A 20,767-nucleotide genomic window follows, 5' to 3' on the forward strand; every position below is an offset into this window, starting at 1 on the left:
TATGCATATCGTCTACCCCATCGGCACCTTTTATCCGGCACAATCAGGTGGCCCAAGCAATTCGTTGTATTGGCTGGCCTGTGCGCTGGTAGCAACAGGGGTACGTGTCACGGTGGTCACAACAGCAACCGATCAACCTCCCGAGACCCCTCTCGATCAGTGGCTCGACACCGAGGCGGGCCGTGTTCGCTACGTACGGACATGGCAACATACGCTCTCTCTGGGCTTGTTTTGGCACGCAACGATGGTACTTCGACGGGCCGATGTTGTCCACCTGACTAGCTTTTTCTACCCACCGTCTATGCTGCTGGCGTTGGTAGCCCTGTGGCTGGGCAGAAGGGTAGTTTGGTCTCCGCGTGGCGAGGTCGACCCGGGCGCGTTGGTTTACAGCCCATGCCGAAAGCGATGGATATTAGCTCTGATTCGGCGATTTAGGCATCGGTTGGTATTTCATACAACCTGCGCGGCCGAAACCCAGTATGTACGTGAGCAGGTCGGGGCTGATAGTGTCGTTATCGAACTACCTAACTTCCTGATTCTGCAGCCACGTCAACCTCACTTACCTGCCAATTACCTGTTGTACATGGGCCGCATTCACCCAAAAAAAGGAATCGATCACCTCATCGAAGCCTTTAACCGGTCGTTGGTAGCTCGCCAACGGCTTACCCGCTTGCTCATTGCTGGTGAGGCAAATCACCTCTACGCAGACCAACTGAGAAAGAAAATTGCCGCGCTGGGTCTGGTCGACCGAATCGATTTTGTGGGCTTGGTTACGGGTGTAGACAAAGAACGTCTGCTGGCAAATGCCCACGCGCTGGTGATGCCTTCACATACCGAAAACTTTGGCAATGTGGTCGTGGAGGCCTTGGCGCAGGGTACGCCGGTGATTGCCTCAACGGGTACGCCCTGGGGCGTGCTGCCACAGGTACAGGCAGGTTTCTGGGTAGACAACGACCCCGATACTCTTGCCAGTTGCCTGGATACGTGCTTGTCTTTACCCGAAGAAACGTATGCTGCTTACCGTCGGCAAGCCGCCGAACTGGCCAGGAAACAATTCGACGTGTATGCCAATATCCACCACTGGACGGTCGCATACACAGCCTTATTCCCTACTCAACCCTCACTTGCTCTATGTGCGGAATAGCTGGCTTTATAACTCCCCTAGACAGTGTGGCCAACCGCACCACGGTGCAACGCATGATCAACCACATGAGTCATCGGGGCCCGGATGCCGATGGGCTTTGGGCCGAGGCTAACGTGGTGCTAGGGCATCGCCGTCTCTCGATCATCGATCTCAGCGAAACTGCCAATCAACCCTTCATTGATTATTCTGGGCGGTATGTGATAGTATTCAACGGAGAGATTTATAATTATCAGTCAATCCGGCAACGCCTCGCCGATTATCCTTTCCGCACCCACTCTGATACGGAAGTGGTTCTGGCTGCTTACGACCGGTGGGGTATTGAGTGCCTTCACGCCTTCAATGGAATGTTTGCATTTGCGATCTGGGACCGGCAAACGGCCCGGCTCTTTGCCGTCCGCGACCGGCTAGGCAAGAAGCCATTCTATTACGCACAGGTTGGAGAGTCGCTGCTGTTTGGGTCGGAGGTACGTGCCTTGCTAGCTTCCGACCAGATCCCCCGTCGTCTCAATCGGGCGGTTCTGCCAGCGTACCTACAGTATCAGACTGTGCCGGCTCCCGGTACACTCGTCGAAAGTATTTGGCAACTCCCCGCTGGCCATTATGCCTATTATGTTAATGGGCAGTGGCAGGAAGCCCCCTGGTGGCAATTAACGGCCCCACCTGCCGCCGACCCAACCATCTGGCAACGGCCGAGCACCCTGCACGCTCATATTGGGCAGTTACTACGGGCGGCGGTGGCACGTCGGATGGTTAGCGACGTGCCGCTGGGGGCATTTCTGTCGGGCGGCATCGACTCCGGAGCTGTGGTAGCCCTGATGGCCGAACAGAGCGAACAGCCCGTTAACACGTTCACGATTACATTTGAGGAAACGGCCTACGACGAGTCGGTGGAGGCACGGGCGATGGCCCGGCGATTTAATACACGACATACCGAATTGCCCTTGCGTCCTACACAACTGCTAACTGAAATGCCCGCTATTCTGACGAGTATGGATCAGCCCAGTGGTGATGGCCCGAATACCTATATGGTTTCGAAGCTAACCAAGGAGGCAGGTATCACAGTGGCTCTAAGTGGCCTGGGCGGTGACGAAGTCTTCGCAGGTTATTCAACGTTCCGCCGCTACGCCCGGCTACGGCAGTTACGGTTGCTATGGCAGTTGCCAAAGGCCGTTCGGATGGAGTTACTCAATCGGCTGTCGCCAAACCTGAACCGGCAAAAAATGCTCGATCTGGCCCAACTCCCCTCACTCGACCCGTTGAAGCTATTTCCGCTTTTTCGGCAGTCAGCATCGACAGCTATGATCAACAGGCTGTTGAATACGTCACTGAATAGTAATCCTTTCTCTTCTTTGCTGTCGACGCATTGGCCTACGCTACGTCAATTGCCGCCAATGAGCCAACTTACCGTGAGCGAACTCACAACCTACACGCAGCCCCTTTTGCTACGCGATGCTGACCAAATGAGCATGGCCCATGCACTAGAGCTGCGCGTGCCATTGCTCGACTACGAGCTGGTGGAGTTTATGCTACAACTCCCCGACAGTCATAAAATGAATGGACACCCTAAACACCTGCTTGTTAAGTCGTTGGACCGCCTCTTGCCTGATGAACTGCTTACCCGGCCTAAAAAGGGGTTTGGATTTCCGTGGGCGGTCTGGCTGCGGCATGATTTAGCTCATTTTTGCACACAGCAAATCGAGCAGTTGGCAAAGCGCGACCTATTTGATTCGGCTACTCTTCGGCAGTTTTACAACCGCTTTCAAGCTGGGGATTCAAGCGTTAGCTGGAACCAAATATGGTTACTGGTCGTGCTGGAACATTGGCTAACCGAGCACAATTTTTAACACCCCTAAACCCTTACTTGCCAACGACATATGATCCGATCGTTAATAGAAAAATTAAGCCGGAGAGTAGTATTTAAACGACGCTTGCCCTCTAGTTTTGGTGGCCGGAGTTTGTACGTGACGCCTGAAGGTGGTTTACGGTACTGGAAACCAACACTACAATACACAGATGACGGATTTTTTCGTCTTATCGAGACGTTCGTGCGACCGGGCGATACGGTTTGGGATATTGGTGCTAACCTCGGTCTATTTTTATTCGCTGCTGCACACAAAACAGGTCCATCAGGCCAGTGTTTAGCCATTGAGCCTGATGTTTGGCTAGCTTCATTGCTACAGCGTTCCATTCAACTCAATTCCGATCTGAACATCGATGTGTTGCCTTTTGCACTTTCCGATCAGGTAGGGCTGGCTCGATTTAATATTGCTCAACGAGCGCGCACTACCAACTATTTAGACGTAGTGAAAGGGTCTACTCAAACCGGTGGTATACGGCATTCGGTCTTGGTGCCTGTTTCAACAGTCGATACGCTTCTAACACAGTATGGCAAACCAGATTTAGTAAAAATTGATGTTGAAACTGCTGAACATCTAGTGCTAAAGGGTAGCGTGACACTGTTGAGCAAAGTTCGGCCGGCTATCTACTGCGAAGTGGCGGATGAAAATGCGAAAGAGGTACAGGCGCTGCTGCTGCAACACAATTATCGGCTTCTTGATGGTGATAAATCATCATTCCCATTTGCCGAACGGCCCGTTTGTAATACGCTGGCATTGCCTGCCGAACATTGGTTTCTGAAGCAACGCTGAGATGTCTGTACCTCTAACTATTCTGATTCTGACGCTGAACGAAGAGGTGAATCTGCCCGCCTGCTTACAAAGCGTGGTGGGCTGGGCCGCCGACGTGCTGGTGCTTGACTCAGGATCCACCGACCGTACCGTCGCCTTGGCCGAGGCAGGTGGGGCCAAGGTCTTTCACCGGCCCTTTGATACCTACGCGGCCCAACGTACCTACGCCGTACGGCAGTTGCCCATCCAGACCGAATGGGTTCTCTTCCTGGATGCCGACGAGTACATTGATGCTCAGCTGAAAGCCGAAATCGAATCGACTCTAGTCCGCCCTGATGCCTACAGCGGCTATTTCATCAACCTGAAATTCATGTTTATGGATCGCTGGATTCGGCACGGCGGCTACGATAAATGCAGCAAACTTGTGCTTTTTCAACGCAGCAAACTTGTAGGAATCGAGCGCGATATGGATGAATTAGTGATCGTGAGTGGCACTGTTGGGACATTACAGCACCCTATCATCCACCAGGATAAAAAGACGGTATATTTCTGGTACACTAAACACGCCCGATATACTCGCTTTCAGGTAGATGATCTACTGAAAGCAGCCGACCAGAAATCACTCCGCTGGGCCGACTGTCACAACCGACGCGATCGCAAACGGTGGGTAAAAGAACAGGTGTGGGGGCATATCCCAGCCCTGCTGCGGCCATTCCTTTATTTTGGCTATCGTTATTTTTTCCAGTTAGGCATACTCGATGGGAAAGAGGGGTTCGTCTACCACTTTAGCCACGCCTTCCTATACCAGTTTATGATTGCAGTGGTTTACCTCGACGAGCGCGACCGGCAACGTAAAAACCTGCTGACTATCGTCGCCACTCCTGCCTAGTACCATGACCGCCGCCGTAACTATTCTGATTCTGACGCTGAACGAAGAGGTGAATCTGCCCGCCTGCTTACAAAGCGTGGTGGGCTGGGCTGCCGACGTGCTGGTGCTTGACTCAGGATCCACCGACCGTACCGTCGCCTTGGCCGAGGCAGGTGGGGCCAAGGTCTTTCACCGGCCCTTTGATACCTACGCGGCCCAACGTACCTACGCCGTACGGCAGTTGCCCATCCAGACCGAATGGGTTCTCTTCCTGGATGCCGACGAAACCCTGCACGATGAAATTAAAGCTTGTATTGAGCAGGCCATCACTACGAATCCACCGTTGGCCGGTTACCTAATACGGCTTCGGTTCTATTTTATGAACCGCTGGATACGCTATGGTGGTTATGCCGAACCGCAGAAGTTAGTGTTGTTCAGACGTACCCAATTACTTAACATTGAGCGACTGATGAACGAACTTGTTTTTGTTGATGGACCAACGGCGACCTTGAACTCATACATCATCCACTATGATCGGCGACCAGTATCTTTTTGGTACGAAAAACATGTGCGCTATAGCCTGTTGCAGGCACAAGAGTTGCAGCAAACGCGCCGACGGGAATCGGCACATATACGTTGGAGTAGTATCAATAATAAACGCGACCGTCGGCGCTGGTTAAAAGAACGCATCTGGGACCGATTGCCCATCTGGGTACGTCCATTCCTTTATTTTTTTCAGCGGTACTTTCTATTAATGGGCTTCCTGGATGGCCGTGCCGGATTCATTTATCACTTCAGCCACGCATTCTTATACCCTTTCATGATTGCCTCCATATACACCGACGACACTCGAAAAAGGGAAAATGCCGGCGAGAAAGCCGTTGATTTCCATAGTGATATTGCAGAAGCCTTTGGAGAGCGGTATCAGCAGTCAGCCGACTTCAAGGAGCGATTTGACGTGTGGGTACGTTTGCTTGACCAGTACGCGCAACCCGGCCATACGGTACTTGATGCAGGTTGCGGTACAGGTATTTTCAGTCATTACTTAGGCCAACGAGGTTGTGAAGTGCTTGGTATCGATGGCTCGGAAGAGATGGTGCGGCTTGCCAAACAACAGGCGGGGCCAAACGAACAATTTGAGGTAGCGATGCTGCCGACCCCCCACACACTCGTCAAACAACCAGTGAATACTATCGTATGCTCGAGCGTCCTCGAATATGTCCCCGATTTGCAGGGAGCTTTAGAAACGCTTGACCGACAGTTACAATCAGGCGGCTATATGATTCTCTCGCTTCCCAATCGGCGATCAGTATACCGGTCGTTGGAACGTATCAGTTTCTGGCTGACTCGTCGTCCTGCCTATCTAAAATACGTACACCATTACGGCGATGTAGAAACGGTGGCTCATATGCTGGGGAATGCGTATCGGATTTGCACACAACAGACGTTTGGCGGTACAAATACTGTTGCGCGGCTGCTGCGAGGTATCCTGCCAGCCCGTTTTGCCGATACGTTGTTTATAGCCGTTTATCAGAAAAAATGAAAGTAATATCTATTGTCGGTGCCAGGCCTAACTTTATGAAAGTGGCACCGCTACACCGAGCCTTTCAGAAATTACCCAACATTATCTCGAAAATCGTTCACACGGGTCAGCACTACGATACCCGGATGAGCGACGTTTTTTTCAATCAGCTCGAACTACCAAAACCAGATTACTATCTGGGCGTATCTAGTGGTACCCATACACAACAGACCGCCGAAATCATGACTAAATTTGAGTTAGTCATGATTTCGGAGAAACCAGATTGGGTCGTAGTGGTCGGTGACGTAACAAGCACGCTGGCCTGTGCATTAGTGGCGGTACGCCAGGGTGTCAAGGTAGCCCATGTTGAAGCAGGCCTACGGTCAGGCGACCGACAGATGCCGGAAGAAATCAACCGCATTCTGACTGATAATCTGTCGGACCTATTATTTGTGACAGAGCAGGCGGGTCTCGATAACCTACAATGTGAAGGTATCGACAAGGCGAAAATTAAGTTTGTTGGTAATGTTATGATCGACTCGCTCGTCCATTATCGCACAAAGGCAAATTCCATCAACACTGTAGCTACGTTAGGGCTGGCATTCAGGCAATATATATTGCTTACAATGCATCGTCCCTCGAATGTAGATTTAGCGGAGGGCTTAGCGGGTATCATACAAATTGTACAGGAAGCAGCTTTGCATAGTCTGGTTGTATTTCCGTTGCATCCTCGTACTCGTACAAACCTGAGTCGATTTGGCTTGATGGATCGACTGGAAGCAATCGACAATGTACTCTTGTTAGAGCCCCAAGGGTATTTAGAGTTTTTGAACCTTATAGAAAATGCGATGGCTGTCGTGACCGATTCGGGTGGTATTCAGGAAGAAACCACGTACCTACAGGTCCCTTGCCTTACCTTCCGGACAAGCACTGAACGGCCTAGTACGATTACGCTAGGCACCAATACATTACTCGCTGATCTTGACCCTGCTACCACAGCTAATTGCCTGGCCGATATCAGAAATGGATTGGCTAAAACAGGTGTCGTTCCTCCGCTATGGGATGGACAAGCCGCAGGAAGAATTGCCGCAGCGCTACTAGATCATGTATAAGTTCTTCTAGTCATACCTTAATTGCCACCTACCGTAGATGTACCAACTTATACAGAATTTAAAATCCGGGGAGACGGTGCTGGAGACGGTACCGGCGCCTCAGGTACGTGCCGGGCAGGTGCTGATCCGTACGCGGCGCACGCTGGTGTCGCTGGGGACCGAACGGATGCTGGTCGACTTTGGCAAGGCGAATCTGCTCAGTAAAGCCCGTCAACAGCCCGATAAGGTGAAGCAGGTGATCGAGAAAATTCAGTCTGATGGCCTGTTACCGACCTTAGAAGCCGTTTTCCGGAAGCTTGATCAACCATTGCCACTTGGCTATTGCCATGTGGGTGAAGTAGTGGCCGTTGGGGCTGGCATTACCGACCTTGTTATTGGCGATCGGGTAGCCTCCAATGGGCAACATGCCGAAATGGTCTGTGTGCCCCGTAATCTGGTCGCTAAAATTCCGGACACGGTCAGTGATGACCAGGCAGCCTTCACCGTCATTGGTGCCATCGGCCTACAAGGCATCCGGCTTATTAACCCGACGCTTGGCGAAACGATTGTGGTTGTCGGGCTCGGGCTTATTGGCCTGCTCACAGCCCAGTTGCTTCGGCTGAACGGCTGCCGCGTAATTGGCCTCGACCTCGATGAACGTAAGCTGGCGCTGGCCCGCACCTTTGGCATCGAAACGCTGAACCCGGCCAATACGGATGTAGTGAAAGCCGTAACGGATCTGACTGGCGTCGGGGCCGATGGGGTGCTGATCACGGCTTCCACAAAGTCGGACGAGGTGATGACGCAGGCTGCCCGGATGAGTCGCAAGCGTGGCCGTATTGTGCTGGTCGGAGTGGTTGGTCTGTCCCTGAGTCGGGCCGATTTTTTCGAGAAAGAGCTGACGTTTCAGGTGTCATGCTCGTATGGGCCCGGTCGCTATGACGCTGATTACGAACAGGCTGGCCACGATTATCCATTGCCATTTGTCCGCTGGACGGAAAATCGCAACTTCCAGACAATCCTTCATTTACTCAGTACGGGCCAGTTACAGGTAGATCCATTGATCACGGAGGTGGTCCCACTGGCGGAGTACGGGCGGATCTATGGGCGAATGAACGGCTCGACCAGCATTGCTTCGCTGCTAAGCTATTCCAATGCAGTTGAAACGGCCGACCGGCTGGGTACGTTGGTTAACCTCCGCCCGACCGACACAACCCTGGCCCAGTCGGCGGGTGTAGTGGGAATTATCGGGGCAGGAAATTTCGCGGACTCGACGCTGATCCCTGCGCTCAGGAAAGCTGGCGCCACCTTACAAACTATTGCCAGTGCCAACGGATTAAGCGGTACACTGCTGGCCAAAAAACACGGAATCGCCCAAAGCACCACCAATTACCAGGATATGCTGGCCGATCCGGCCATTGATCTGTGTGTGATCACAACCCGCCATAACAACCACGCCAGCCTGGTGGTGGAAGCGCTGCAAGCCGGAAAACACGTATTCGTGGAGAAACCAATGGCCATCTACGACGAGGAACTAGCCAATGTGATCGCCGCACAACAGGCCGCTCACCCAGTTGGTGACCGAATGGTAATGGTGGGGTTTAACCGTCGATTCTCACCAACCGCCCAAAAAGCAAAGCAGTTGCTGGGTGGTGGAAACAGCGGAGCAGTACCCATCAATGTCGTGGCAACGATGAACGCGGGGGCTATTCCTGCCAACTCCTGGGTACATGACCGGGCCGTGGGCGGCGGACGACTTATCGGCGAAGCCTGCCATTATATTGACCTGATCACGTACCTGGCTGGTAGCCACGTGGTGGCCGTCTGTATGAATGCGATGGGGACGCATCCATCTGACACTACCGATTCAGCATCGATTTTGCTGCGTTACGCAAATGGCGCAACGGGGGTGGTTAATTATTTTGCCAACGGCAGTAAGGCGTACGCCAAAGAACGCGTAGAGGTGTATTCGCAGGAGCGGACATTGGTTCTCGATAACTTCAAATCGCTGAAAGGCTACGGGTTTCGCGGGTTTACAAGTCAATCGGGTGGGCAAGACAAGGGGCATGCCGAGCAGTTTCGGCGACTCATCACCACGTTGCGTAACGGCGGCGAACCACTTATTCCGTTTGCTGAACTAGTCAATACAACCGCCGCTACGCTCGCCGCCATCCGCAGCCTGCACGAAGGAGGCTGGGTTGCTGTACGATGAAATCGCCTGGCTTATACTGGCGAACCCTTCGCCATCTGACCCCTCGCCAGCTGATCTATCAGGTATGGAATCGGCTGCGTGGTCGGCCGCGGCTGAACTGGACCAGCGCTGACGCCAACGTACCCAGCCTGCCGCTTCCAATCACGTTTACCTTGCTGAATCAGTCCGTAACGTTTACCGAGCGAATCGACTGGAACTACGCGACCAATGGAAAACTCTGGACCTATACCCTGAATTACTTCGACTGGTTAACGCCCCCTGAACACGGGAGCACCCTAACGCCCTACCCGTTTTCAGGGCAGGGAGGCGACTCCATCAGGGATGGGGTCGCTCTCATTCATGCTTTTATTCAGCAGACCAACGATCTGCGCGATGGACTGGAGCCCTACCCTACTTCGCTGCGGTTGTTGAACTGGCGAAGCTTTCTGCTGCGAGAGGGCATTCAGGATAGCTTTATCGAGCGGCATATGTACGCGCAAACAGCCCTGCTCCGATCACGACTTGAGTATCACCTCGGTGGCAACCACCTGCTCGAAAATGCCTGTGCGCTCACCATGATGGCCGTTCATTTTCAGCATCGACTATGGTTTGCCGATGGCGCGAAGCTGCTGGCCAACCAACTCCATGAGCAGTTTCTGACCGATGGGGGCCATTACGAACGTAGTCCGGTTTATCATCAGCTACTGACCGGCCGGCTACTTGATCTCTACGCTGTACTGTTGACCAGCAGTTGGGTTACAGACGCCACGCTGATCAGGTACGTCCGGGAAAAAATTGCCGCCATGCTTAACTGGCTGGTCACGGTCACTTTCCGCGATGGTTCAGTGCCCATGGTCAATGATGCCGCCTATGGGGTTGCGCCTACTACCGCCGGCCTGCTGGCCAAAGCGGCTCCATTGGGTTTCCGGCCAACACAGATTCAGTTGACAGATAGTGGGTATCGAATGCTGACCACCCCACGCCTGGAAGTGTTTATCGATGTTGCACCGGTTGGGCCGGATCACCAGCCAGGCCACGCTCATGCCGACACGTTCTCGTTTGTCCTGCATATCGACGGCCAACCCGTTGTGGTTGATCCGGGTACATCGACCTACCAGATTGGGGAACGGCGCCGTTGGGAGCGAAGCACGGCTGCTCATAATACGGTCACTGTTTCCGATCAGAACTCATCGGAACTATGGAGTGGTTTCCGGGTGGGTCGCCGGGCACAGGTAACTATCCTGACCGACCTGCCCTGCTGCGTTGAAGCAGCTCATGACGGCTACGCCTACCTGGGCGACCGACATACCCGCCGCTGGACGTTGCTCGACGAGACGACACTGCGGGTAGACGACTGCTTTATTGACAATAATTTAGCAAGAAAATCCCATCTGTATTTCGACCATTACCTATATTTGACCACTGAGCAACAAGTCGTTACATTAGCGAATTGCGCTGTACAATTTGTTTCCGAAAAACCATTATCAGTCAATTTAACGACTTATGATCAGGCACTCGGTTTCAACCGCACAGCTACAGCTTCATGCGTTTCACTCGACGTGCCTACCACCGTAATGACTACCCTTTTTACTGTCCGCTTGTGAACGTCCTTTTTCTGACCTACTATTTCTCACCAGATCTTAGCGCCGGTTCTTTTCGAAATACCCCCCTTGCCTATGAATTGGCCAATCAGCTTGGCGACCAGGGAACGGTTCATGTAGTCACTACGCAACCTAACCGGTACCAGTCCTTTCGGGTAGAAGCTGCGGCCGAGGAACGGCAGGGCAACCTGCGCATCGACCGGATTTCAGTACCAACCCACACCAGCGGTTTTACCGACCAGATTCGCTCGTACGTCCATTTCTACCGGCAGGCTTACGCCCTTACACGGGGGGCAACTTACGATGTGGTGGTGGCGTCGTCATCGCGCCTGTTTTCGGCCTTCCTTGGCGCGCAACTGGCTCGCCAGCGGAAAGTCCCGCTGGTACTCGATATTCGCGATCTGTTCCGGGAAAACATTCTGGAATTGCTAAAGAATCCGGTAGCGAAACTGGCGCTGTCACCTACGCTCAAGGCCGTTGAGCGTTATACATTTGGCTACGCACAGCACATAAACATGGTCTCTGAAGGGTTCAATGATTACTTTTCAGCCTACCCACAAGCTACCTACAGCTATTATACCAACGGCATTGACGATCATTTTCTGAATTTTCCGGCTACCCCGCTGGCCCCTCAGGTTTCCACGCAACGTACCATTCTGTATGCGGGTAACATCGGCGAAGGGCAGGGGCTCGAAAAGATCATCCCGCAAACGGCCCGCCTGCTTGGCCCGACCTACCGGTTCGTCGTGATCGGGGATGGCGGCACCAAAAGCAGGCTCGAAAAAGTGGTGGCTGAAGCAGGGCTGAGTAATGTCATTATTCGACCACCAGTTGACCGGGCCACGCTCCTGGCCGACTATGAACAGGCTGACTACCTGTTTATGCACCTGAACAATCTGGCGGCCTTTGAACGCTGTCTGCCCTCAAAACTGTTTGAGTATGCAGCTACCGACAAGCCTGTACTGGCTGGCGTGGCCGGCTATGCCGCCCAGTTCGTTCGTCAGCACGTACCCAACAGTTTTGTGTTTCCTCCCGGCGATGCGGCTTCACTGGCAACGTACCTACTGACAACGCCTTATCAGACTATCATTCGGACGACATTTATCAACCAGTTTCGCCGCCAGACCATCATTCGGTCGCTGGCTGGTCAAATACTGAAGTCGGCAGGCTTTGTCCAGGCAGCTGTTGAAACTGACGGGGTAATTGGGTAATGCCTGACCGGCGACAACGCCGTTCATCCCTTGATTACTCAAGCACCTAACCCTCCTTTCGGCGACTTTCCAGAAAGGCTTCGATGCGATTCAGGGCCACCGTCATCTCGTCGATATTCGGTAGGCAAACGATCCGAAAATGGTCAGGCGTTTGAAAATTGAATCCTTGTCCGGCCACTACCAGCACCTTCTGTTCAACCAGCAGGTCATACACGAAGGCGTTGTCGTCGGCGATATCAAACTGGTTTAGGTCAATCTTGGGGAAGATGTACAGAGCGCCTTTCGGCTTTACACAGCTGATGCCCGGAATGGCTACCATGCGTTCATAGGCCAGCATAATTTGCCGGTACAGCCGCCCAGCCGGTATAACCAGGTCATGAATACTCTGATACCCCCCCAGCGCCGTTTGAATGGCATACTGCGTGGGTACGTTGGCGCAGAGCCTCAGGCTTGCCAGCAGGGTTAACCCCTCGATATAGGACTTGGCTTTGTGCTTCGCGCCCGTCATCACCAGCCAACCGCCCCGAAAACCAGCAGCCCGGTAATTCTTCGATAGGCCATTCATAGTGATACAGAGCGTATCATGAACAAAGCGGGCCATCGGGTGATGAGTAGCGTCGTCGTACAGAATCTTGTCGTAGATCTCGTCGGCAAACACAATGAGTTTGTGGTTTTCGGCAATACGGGCAATGCCTTCCAGCACGGTCTTATTGTATACAGCACCAGTGGGGTTATTGGGGTTGATGAGCACCACTGCCCGCGTACGAGCCGTAATCTTACTTTCCAGGTCGACCAGATCAGGGTTCCAGTCGGCCGTTTCGTCACAGATGTAATGGATCGGCTTACCCCCGCAAAGTGCCACCGACGTTGTCCAGAGCGGATAATCGGGCGAAGGTACCAATACCTCATCGCCCTCATTGATAAGCGCCTGCATCGATAGCAGGATCAGCTCACTAACACCATTGCCAATGTATATATCATTGATTGTCACGCCGGGCAACCCCAGGTTTTGGGTGTAGTGCATAACCGCTTTACGCGCCGCAAACAACCCCCGCGAATCTGCATACCCCTGCGCATTGCGGATGTTCAGGATCACATCGTGGACAATCTCATCGGGTGTGTCGAACCCAAAAGCCGCCGGGTTACCAATGTTAAGGCTAATGATTTTATAGCCCTGGCTTTCCAGCTCCAGCGACTTCTCGTAAACCGGCCCCCTGATGTCATATTTGAGGTGAGTAAGCCGGTCTGATTTGCGAATCTCCATCATAAAAAAAAGACATAACCCACGTAGGTTATGCCACCTGTGCAAAGGTAGCGGTTTTACAAGTGTAGCCCGTTACGATTTACGCTCACCGAGCGGGTCTCCACTGTAGTCATACCAGGCAACCAGGTAATGTCGTCGCGATTTTAACGTGACATTGTTTGCCGGATCCAGTCGTGGCCTCTTCGGGAAGGTACGCTGATGAGGCAGTAGTTTCAGTGCTCAGGCCACGTATCTGTATGCCCGTTCAGGTAGATTTGATACGCCATCTGGCAACGGAAAGAGCAGTTTGAGCACTTTTGCAAAAACCGTGCCAGTAAAATGCAATCAACAGTTAGTCAGCCAATAAAGGAATTAATATTTCCTGATGGGCTTACTTTTACCGGTGGCTCCGCTAAATCAATAGAAATAACCAATTTCTATTCGCTGGCCCAATAGTTGCAAGGGGTAGTGGTATGCAATGGAACTCCAATTCAACCACATTCGTCCCGTCGTGGGAGGTAGCCTCTACACTTCAGGTACAACAGGTATCGGCCAGTGCCGGGTGGGTATTAACGGTGACCGTGCCACCGCTGATTCCCTCAACAGCTCATTGATCGGGCTACGGGTACAAGGTTAAAAACCCACTTTTGAGTGACCTTCTGTTCGCTCACCGGAGATCGTCTGGCCTTCGACGTTGAAGATATCAGCCAGCGTCATCGGCTCATTGGTATGAAAATCGGTGCCCAGGCTTGCCAGTAACGCATTGGCTTTCGGTACCGCCAGTTTACCAAACGCATAGTCGACCATTAATCGGCCTTTCCGTAGCAGCGCCTTATCCAGCAAACTCTTGTTGGCATTAAACGTGGCAATAATCTGAATGTGCAGACAGTCGGCCAGCAGCCCGTCGGTCAGGTTCAGGATATTGGAAACGCTATTGGTATCTCCCCCGGCCTCGCGGGCCTGTAAAATCCGCTCCGCATCTTCAATGAGCAGCACTGAATCGCGCTGTTCCAGTAAAAATGGAATCAGGTCGGGCGACGTCAGAAAGTTGGTCATATAGGGCGGCAAAATCAGCATGTTCTTCCGCACCAGCGAACTGAGGTATTTGATATAGGTCGTTTTTCCGGTACCAGGTTCGCCATGCAGCAGGATCAACCCTTTGTATTTCGGGCGATTCAGCAACGATACAAGCCGCTCGTGCACTTCCGGAAAACCATCATTGTAATACAGGTCCAGGTCTATCTGCGGGGGGTCAATCTCCACTCGTTCGGTGTGCAGGCCGCCCAAGCCACTTTGAATAAGGTAAATGTTGGTTTGTTCAGGTTGCTGCTCACAGATCAGGCTTTCGATGCCTTCGAGGCAGGCCTTGATCACGCTGGCATCCCGATAGAACCCTGAAAATCGGCAATAAGCATCCCACATGAACTCACCATTGAGCATAACCCCATCCGGATGGGCGTAGATGCGCTCATTGGTCCGAAGCCCTTCTTTCGTCAGCCGCATCGACTGGTTAATCACCGTAAAGCCACGCGCCAGGAGCCAGTCGTGTAACTCAGGCTTGTAGTCTTCGTGGGTGAAGAGGTAATTCGGGTATTCACCGTAGGTCTGTACGAAATGAGCCGCCAGTGGAAACTCGCGGTCTAGATCGTGAGTAATGAACAGGTCCTGAATAACGCGTTGATTGGGCATACAGGGCTAAAAGTACGAAAACTTGAGCGTATTGGGGTTAGGTGTATACCGAAAAACCAGCTCGTGCATGGTGCGCTGAAAGGCCGTCAGCGGGGCTTCGGGGGCGATGGAATTGTATAGGTAACCCAGCCGTACATTACCCGACAACTGGTATTCCAGTGTTCCCTGCACGTAGCTGAAGGTGCCATTGGTGAACGTATTGTTCTGGCGTACCGATACCCCCAGGGCAGCCCGTTCGCGGTACCAGACCCGGGCGTTCAGATCTACGGCCAGCGGTTCGGCGCCAGACCGCGACACGACCACCGACGGAATCAGCTTAAACTCATCGGTCAGGTCTATTTTGCCACCCCCCTGTAGATAGATCGGCTGGCGGTAGAGAAACCCACCGAGACCAAAGGCCTTGCTGTTCAGTTCTGGCGCCGATATACCAGCAAAAAACGCGGAGGCATCATAATACAGCCCAACGCCATAGCTCAACAGGGCACTGCTACCGCCAAGGCTCGTGCCCGTGCCAACGATGGGCAGAATATTCACGCCGCCCTGCACACCCAGAAACAAACGGGCCAGGTTAGGGAGATCAATCCGGTACGAGAGGTTAGATGACAGACCCACGTTACCAAGCGTGCTGTTGCGATCGTTGAGCACCTGAAAGCCTAAACCGAAGCGGCCCGTACCAAGCTGTCCGTCAGCGGCAAACGTTTGGGTAATGGGTGTAGCGATCTGTTGCGCGTTCTGGCTTAAAAAGCTAAACAGCCGTCCCCGGAAAGCCAGCGTCATATTAAAATCTTCACGTACCCCCGCAAAAGCCGGGTTAATGGCCATTGGGTTAATCAGGTATTGCGAATAAAGTACCTCTTTCTGGGCCAGGCCTGGCAGCCAACCAGCTGATAAACAGGCAAACAGAAGTAAACGAACGAAGTGGCGCATCGGCGAAGTGTTACAACAGCCGCAAGTTGCCCTATCCAGCTCGTTTTTCCAATCCCGGTACGTGTGTCAGGGCCATTCGCTGACGTTCTGCACGCGCAGGTACGTTCAGTAGGCATCAGTAGGCTGGTGAGACCAATTCATGTGGTTAACTTAGCGGCCACTTAATCTTTGCTGACTACACGCATTGCCCACTCTTATACTATGTCTACAATTTGTTGTTTTGGTGAAGTGTTGTTACGGTTTTCGCCGGTGGCGAACGGAGGATGGATTCAGCAGTCGATGATGCCTGTGTATGTAGGTGGGGCCGAACTGAACGTTGCTATGGCACTGGCCAACTGGAACGTACCTGTCCGCTACTCCACCGGCGTGCCTGAAAACGCACTGGCCAGCGATATCACTGAGTATATCACCAAACGCGGTGTGGACCCGTCGGGCCTTATTCGGAACAAGCCTGGTCAGGCGCTGGGTAACCGGATTGGTTCGTATTACCTGCCCCAGGGAAGCGACTTAAAAAATGCCGGTGTTATTTATGACCGGGCCGGGTCTGCTTTTGCCGAACTGAAACCCGGTGAGATTGACTGGGCACCTGTACTTCAGGACGTGGGCCGATTGCACGTCAGCGCCATCAGCCCGGCCCTGAGTGCGCAGGCAGCAGCCGTTTGTCGGGACCTACTTGCCACGGCTTCAGCGAAAGGAATAGCTATTTCGATCGACTTGAACTACCGCGCCCGCCTGTGGCAATATGGCATGAAGCCCGTCGAAATTATGCCTGAGCTGGTGCACTATTGCGACGTAGTGATGGGCAATATCTGGGCGGCCAACACACTGCTTGGCATTCCAGTATCTGATGAAATTACGGAAGCGAGCACACAGGCCGATTATATAGCTCATGCTCAGGTGACCTCTGAGGCCATTCAGGCTCGTTTTCCGCGTTGTAAAGTGGTCGCGAATACCTTCCGGTTCAGCAAACAGCCAACGGGCATTCACTATTACACCACCCTATTCACCAATGGCCAGTCATACGTGTCGCCCACCTATGAGGCAGATACGGTCATTGACCAGATTGGTAGCGGCGACTGTTTCATGGCTGGTCTGCTCTACGGGCTTTATAACAACCATGACCCTCAACGTATCCTGAATTTTGCAACGGCGGCCGCCTTTGGCAAGCTGAGCGAAGTAGGTGATGACACCAAACAATCTGTTGCCGACGTACTTAAACTAACCGCCTGACCTTCTACCAATGTCTATGTCTCCCTTTCTCCAGAATGTAGCGAACCACCCATTAGTACCGGTTTTCTACCACGCCGATGCCGCCCACGCCATCTCGATTGTCAAAGCCTGCTACGACGGCGGTATGCGTGTGTTTGAGTTCACCAATCGGGGCGCTGCGGCCCTACCCGTCTTTACCGAATTGGCTGGGTACGTTGCCGAACACTGCCCCGGCCTGGCGCTGGGTATTGGCACCATCCTGACCGCCGCCGATACCGAGCGCTTCCTCGACGCGGGAGCCGCTTTCGTTGTTCAGCCTGTAATGACCGCCGAAGTAGGCGAAGCCTGCCGCGAACGTGGGCTGCCCTGGGTGCCTGCCGGTGCTACGCTCACCGAAATTTATAAGGCCACGCAACTGGGTGCCGAGGTGGTGAAAGTTTTTCCGGGAAATGTACTGGGGCCAGGCTTCATCAAAGCGGTGAAAGGCCCGATGCCCTGGCTGAACCTGATGGTAACGGGCGGCGTTGAACCCACCGCCGACAGCCTCACCACCTGGTTTGGTGCGGGTGTAACGGCAGTGGGGCTTGGTTCGCAACTCTTCACCGGCGACACGGCCTCGCCCGATGCCCTTCGTGACCGGGTAGCGATGCTGGTGCAGTTGGTTGCCAACCTGAAGGGCCGCCGGTAATCAGGGCTTCAGCCAGGTCACCAGCCAGTCTACGGCGGCCTGAAGGGCAGCCGGCGTAACGGCATGACCGGTGTCTTTCTGTATGTACAGCTTTACCTTATCATCGGCGCCAGCCCGGTGGTAAGCCTGTTTCGTCGGTGCCATACACTCGTCCAGACCAGGCAGCGGCGTTCGATCGTCGGAATCGCCATTGATGACCAGCAGTGGCCGTGGTACGATGAGCGGAACCATAGCTGGCCCATCAAATCGGGTGTAGATACCGGGGGCCACCCGGTCGTAGAAGGTACGGATGAAAGCGGCATCGATTTTGCTCGTTCCTGTTTCTTTGGCAGCTTCATCTACGGCCAGCTGGAACGTACCCACCCGCGACATCCACCGGTTATTATCTAACGCCCAGCGGAAGCTCTGCACGCCGATCATCGGCACGGCCACAGCAATGCGTGGGTCAACGGCGGCAGCGAGGTACGTTTCCATACCCCCTTTCGAGAAGCCGATTACGCCAATCCGGGATGCGTCTACATCGGGTCGGGTTTCCAAGTAATCGATTAGGCGCAGCACATCCCAGACGGTATCGTAAAGAAACGGGTGTTCCTGCCCGGTTCGGTAGGTTTGCAGCATAGCGGCTACGTATTGGGCCGAGCCGGTGCCGGTTTGCCGTTCGCCGTGGTATCGGCCATCGATGGCAATGGCAATGAACCCCTGGTTGGTCAGCGTTTTCAAGACGCTCCACTGCCCCTCTTTTGTGCCGCCGGTCCCATGCAGAACCACTACCACAGGTCGCCGCCTTTGATCGTCCGGTTTCAGCAGAATACCCGGCACACGCTGCGTTTTTTCAGCAGCATACGTAAAATGTTCCTGTCGCAGGCCATCGGTATTCGGCATTACTCTGACAATCGGAGCCAATGGTACCCGCGGGTGATCGATCAGCTGTAAGAAGGCTTTCCGGGTTGCCACTGTGGTGGCCATTTCCTGCGCCACACTATTGTTTTCGAGTACCATTAGCAGCACGACGAGTGCAAGGCAACGGCCTTTAGCGAGAAGGATTGGCATTCTGGTTAGTTCAGATTAAGACGGTCTGTTGGGTTGCGCTCCAGCCATTTGACTCCTTTTAGGCCAGTCTGCACGACCATAGCTTGACACAACAGACGGTAAAGCAATGCTGGCCGAATCCACTACTGCTTTACCCGTTGCAGGTCCAGGTCCTGGAAGTCGAAGCTAAAATCGGTTAGGGGCGAGATGGGTCTCATTTTGATGGAAGCGGGCTTCATGGTATCATCGACCTGGAAGGTAACAAACGCGTCGGCATCCAGGCTGCGGTTGTTCCATTTCACCACGAACGTATTTCCCTTGTAATAGAATAGTTCGCCCGTCAGCTTCGGCGCCCGCACTGATCGAAACCAGGTACGTCCCCCCTGCTCGCTCAGCACCACATCGCCGAACCAGCGGTCGCGGTACGTGCCGGCGTAGTTGGCGAAATCAACTTTTGTGGTGGTCGATTTTTGCTCTTTTTCAATGCCATCCCAGATGTTTTTAGTGATTTTATCGGCTTCCTGCTGACCACTCTTCACCCGCTCCCCGTAGCGGGTAACCCAATCTGTTGGCGGCAAGCCCAGGTAGCTGTCTTTGATCGTGTTGGTCACCGAGTTAAACGCCGCTCCCGACTGCTGGTTAGTGAAGACAATGATCCCCAGTTGCAGTTCGGGCAGTATCGTCACCTGCGTCACCATACCCGCCAGACCACCGGTGTGGGTCACCTGCTTCAGGCCTTTCACGTCCGATAGAAACCAGCCCAGCCCATAAGCCGAAAAGTGGGTGTTGTAGGGCGGTACCGGTGTAGGGTTAGTAGGCAAAATCGTTTGTGGGCTCCACATCTCAGCGTGTACTTTGTCGCTGAACAACCGTTTATCCCCATTGTCGCCATACTTGCCTCGGTTCAGCTGGGCAATCACCCATTTGCTCATGTCGGCCACACTGGAATTGATACCCCCCGCCGAATAGCCAAACCGCATGATATCGCGGTCGATCACCTGCACCTTGCCATTGACCGGGGCGTGCGCATCAATGACGTTCACCTTGTCGGCCAGCCGTTCGTAATAGCCCGCACTCCGGTTCATTTGCAACGGTCTCATGATGCGTTCTTCCACAAACTCAGACCAGGTTTTGCCACTGACCCGCTCAACGACCTCACCCGCCACCATATAGAGCAGGTTGTCGTAATCGTATTTGGTACGGAAGCCCGAAACAGGTTTCAGGTAGCGCAGGTTATGAATAATGTCTTTCATGGTGAAGTTGCTGGAATCGGGCCAGAACATCAGATCACCAGCCCCTAAACCAAGGCCGCTGCGGTGGGTCAGCAGATCGCGGATGGTGAAGGCCTCGGTCACGTAGGCATCGTACATCCTGAACTCAGGTACGTGGTCGATCACCTTATCGTCCCAGGTCAGTTTGCCTTCGTCCAGCAGCATCCCCAACGCGGCAGCGGTAAAAGCTTTGCTGTTCGACGCAATACCAAACAGCGTGTTCTCATCCACTGGTTGACGCGTCTTCAGCGAACGCACACCATAGCCTTTCGCGTGAACCACTTTGCCATCTTTCACCACGGCAACGGCAATACCAGGCACATCGAAGGTGGTCAGTGTACGCTGAACAAGCGCGTCGATTTGCTGGGATGTAATGACTTGGGCAAACGTAAGAAACGGGGCGGCGTACAGGAGTACGCCCATCACGAAGACTGATAGGGAGCGATTTTTCATTAG

16 protein-coding genes are annotated in these 20,767 nt (G+C 53.5%); 11 read left to right on the forward strand and 5 right to left on the reverse strand.

All coding sequences use genetic code 11. The annotated features are described in order from the left end of the window. The first annotated feature begins 1 nt into the window (after position 1). The 9 genes from ACAW75_RS06160 to ACAW75_RS06200 are packed head-to-tail and all read left to right on the forward strand — an operon-like array spanning position 2 to position 12,255. Entirely contained in the window at positions 2-1,144 is a 1,143-nt protein-coding gene (locus ACAW75_RS06160) for a glycosyltransferase (protein ID WP_370727810.1), read from the forward strand. Continuing rightward, entirely contained in the window at positions 1,132-2,988 is a 1,857-nt protein-coding gene (gene asnB / locus ACAW75_RS06165; protein WP_370727811.1) for an asparagine synthase (glutamine-hydrolyzing), read from the forward strand. The genes ACAW75_RS06160 and asnB overlap by 13 nt, the downstream gene beginning before the upstream one ends. Before the next feature lie 30 nt (positions 2,989-3,018). After that, complete coding sequence (locus ACAW75_RS06170) at positions 3,019-3,792, forward strand: FkbM family methyltransferase (protein WP_370727812.1); 774 nt, start codon at positions 3,019-3,021, stop codon at positions 3,790-3,792. Position 3,793: 1 nt separating this feature from the next. Then, on the forward strand, positions 3,794-4,660 hold the full coding sequence (locus ACAW75_RS06175; RefSeq protein ID WP_370727813.1) for a glycosyltransferase family 2 protein: 867 nt from the start codon (positions 3,794-3,796) through the stop codon (positions 4,658-4,660). A 4-nt stretch (positions 4,661-4,664) separates the two neighbouring features. Continuing rightward, positions 4,665-6,182 (forward strand): methyltransferase domain-containing protein, encoded by a 1,518-nt coding sequence (locus ACAW75_RS06180; protein ID WP_370727814.1) that lies wholly within the window; start codon positions 4,665-4,667, stop codon positions 6,180-6,182. Beyond that, positions 6,179-7,273: a non-hydrolyzing UDP-N-acetylglucosamine 2-epimerase gene (gene wecB / locus ACAW75_RS06185; RefSeq protein ID WP_370727815.1), complete on the forward strand. Its 1,095-nt coding sequence runs from the start codon at positions 6,179-6,181 to the stop codon at positions 7,271-7,273. The genes ACAW75_RS06180 and wecB overlap by 4 nt, the downstream gene beginning before the upstream one ends. Positions 7,274-7,310: 37 nt before the next feature. Beyond that, positions 7,311-9,464, forward strand: coding sequence for a bi-domain-containing oxidoreductase (locus tag ACAW75_RS06190; RefSeq protein ID WP_370727816.1), 2,154 nt, complete (start codon positions 7,311-7,313; stop codon positions 9,462-9,464). Next, positions 9,461-11,047, forward strand: a complete 1,587-nt coding sequence (locus tag ACAW75_RS06195; protein ID WP_370727817.1) for a heparinase II/III domain-containing protein — start codon at positions 9,461-9,463, stop codon at positions 11,045-11,047. Before ACAW75_RS06190 ends, ACAW75_RS06195 begins: the two co-directional genes overlap by 4 nt. Then, positions 11,044-12,255 carry a glycosyltransferase family 4 protein gene (locus ACAW75_RS06200; RefSeq protein ID WP_370727818.1) on the forward strand — a complete coding sequence of 404 codons (1,212 nt, stop codon included), beginning with the start codon at positions 11,044-11,046 and terminating at the stop codon, positions 12,253-12,255. Before ACAW75_RS06195 ends, ACAW75_RS06200 begins: the two co-directional genes overlap by 4 nt. Before the next feature lie 46 nt (positions 12,256-12,301). Here ACAW75_RS06200 and ACAW75_RS06205 read toward each other — a convergent pair whose 3' ends face one another. From ACAW75_RS06205 to ACAW75_RS06215, 3 genes are all read right to left on the reverse strand, one after another. Next, complete coding sequence (locus ACAW75_RS06205; protein ID WP_370728090.1) at positions 12,302-13,519, reverse strand: pyridoxal phosphate-dependent aminotransferase; 1,218 nt, start codon at positions 13,517-13,519, stop codon at positions 12,302-12,304. 612 nt (positions 13,520-14,131) lie between these two features. Beyond that, on the reverse strand, positions 14,132-15,187 hold the full coding sequence (locus tag ACAW75_RS06210; protein ID WP_370727819.1) for an AAA family ATPase: 1,056 nt from the start codon (positions 15,185-15,187) through the stop codon (positions 14,132-14,134). A 6-nt stretch (positions 15,188-15,193) separates the two neighbouring features. Beyond that, positions 15,194-16,114, reverse strand: a complete 921-nt coding sequence (locus ACAW75_RS06215) for a PorP/SprF family type IX secretion system membrane protein (protein WP_370727820.1) — start codon at positions 16,112-16,114, stop codon at positions 15,194-15,196. Positions 16,115-16,315: 201 nt separating this feature from the next. Between ACAW75_RS06215 and ACAW75_RS06220 the strand changes: the two genes are divergently transcribed. Then, the gene (locus tag ACAW75_RS06220) at positions 16,316-17,344 is read left to right on the forward strand and encodes a sugar kinase (RefSeq protein ID WP_370727821.1); all 1,029 of its coding nucleotides are present in this window, start codon (positions 16,316-16,318) and stop codon (positions 17,342-17,344) included. Positions 17,345-17,360: 16 nt separating this feature from the next. Then, positions 17,361-18,011, forward strand: coding sequence for a beta/alpha barrel domain-containing protein (locus ACAW75_RS06225; RefSeq protein ID WP_370727822.1), 651 nt, complete (start codon positions 17,361-17,363; stop codon positions 18,009-18,011). On the opposite strand, the gene ACAW75_RS06230 is transcribed toward ACAW75_RS06225, so the two are convergent. Then, positions 18,012-19,061, reverse strand: a complete 1,050-nt coding sequence (locus ACAW75_RS06230; RefSeq protein WP_370727823.1) for an alpha/beta hydrolase family protein — start codon at positions 19,059-19,061, stop codon at positions 18,012-18,014. 122 nt (positions 19,062-19,183) lie between these two features. Then, positions 19,184-20,764 carry a serine hydrolase gene (locus ACAW75_RS06235; RefSeq protein WP_370727824.1) on the reverse strand — a complete coding sequence of 527 codons (1,581 nt, stop codon included), beginning with the start codon at positions 20,762-20,764 and terminating at the stop codon, positions 19,184-19,186. Between the last annotated feature and the right edge of the window lie 3 nt (positions 20,765-20,767).

This window comes from Fibrella arboris (genome assembly GCF_041321095.1).
In the GTDB taxonomy this organism is placed as follows: domain Bacteria; phylum Bacteroidota; class Bacteroidia; order Cytophagales; family Spirosomataceae; genus Fibrella; species Fibrella arboris.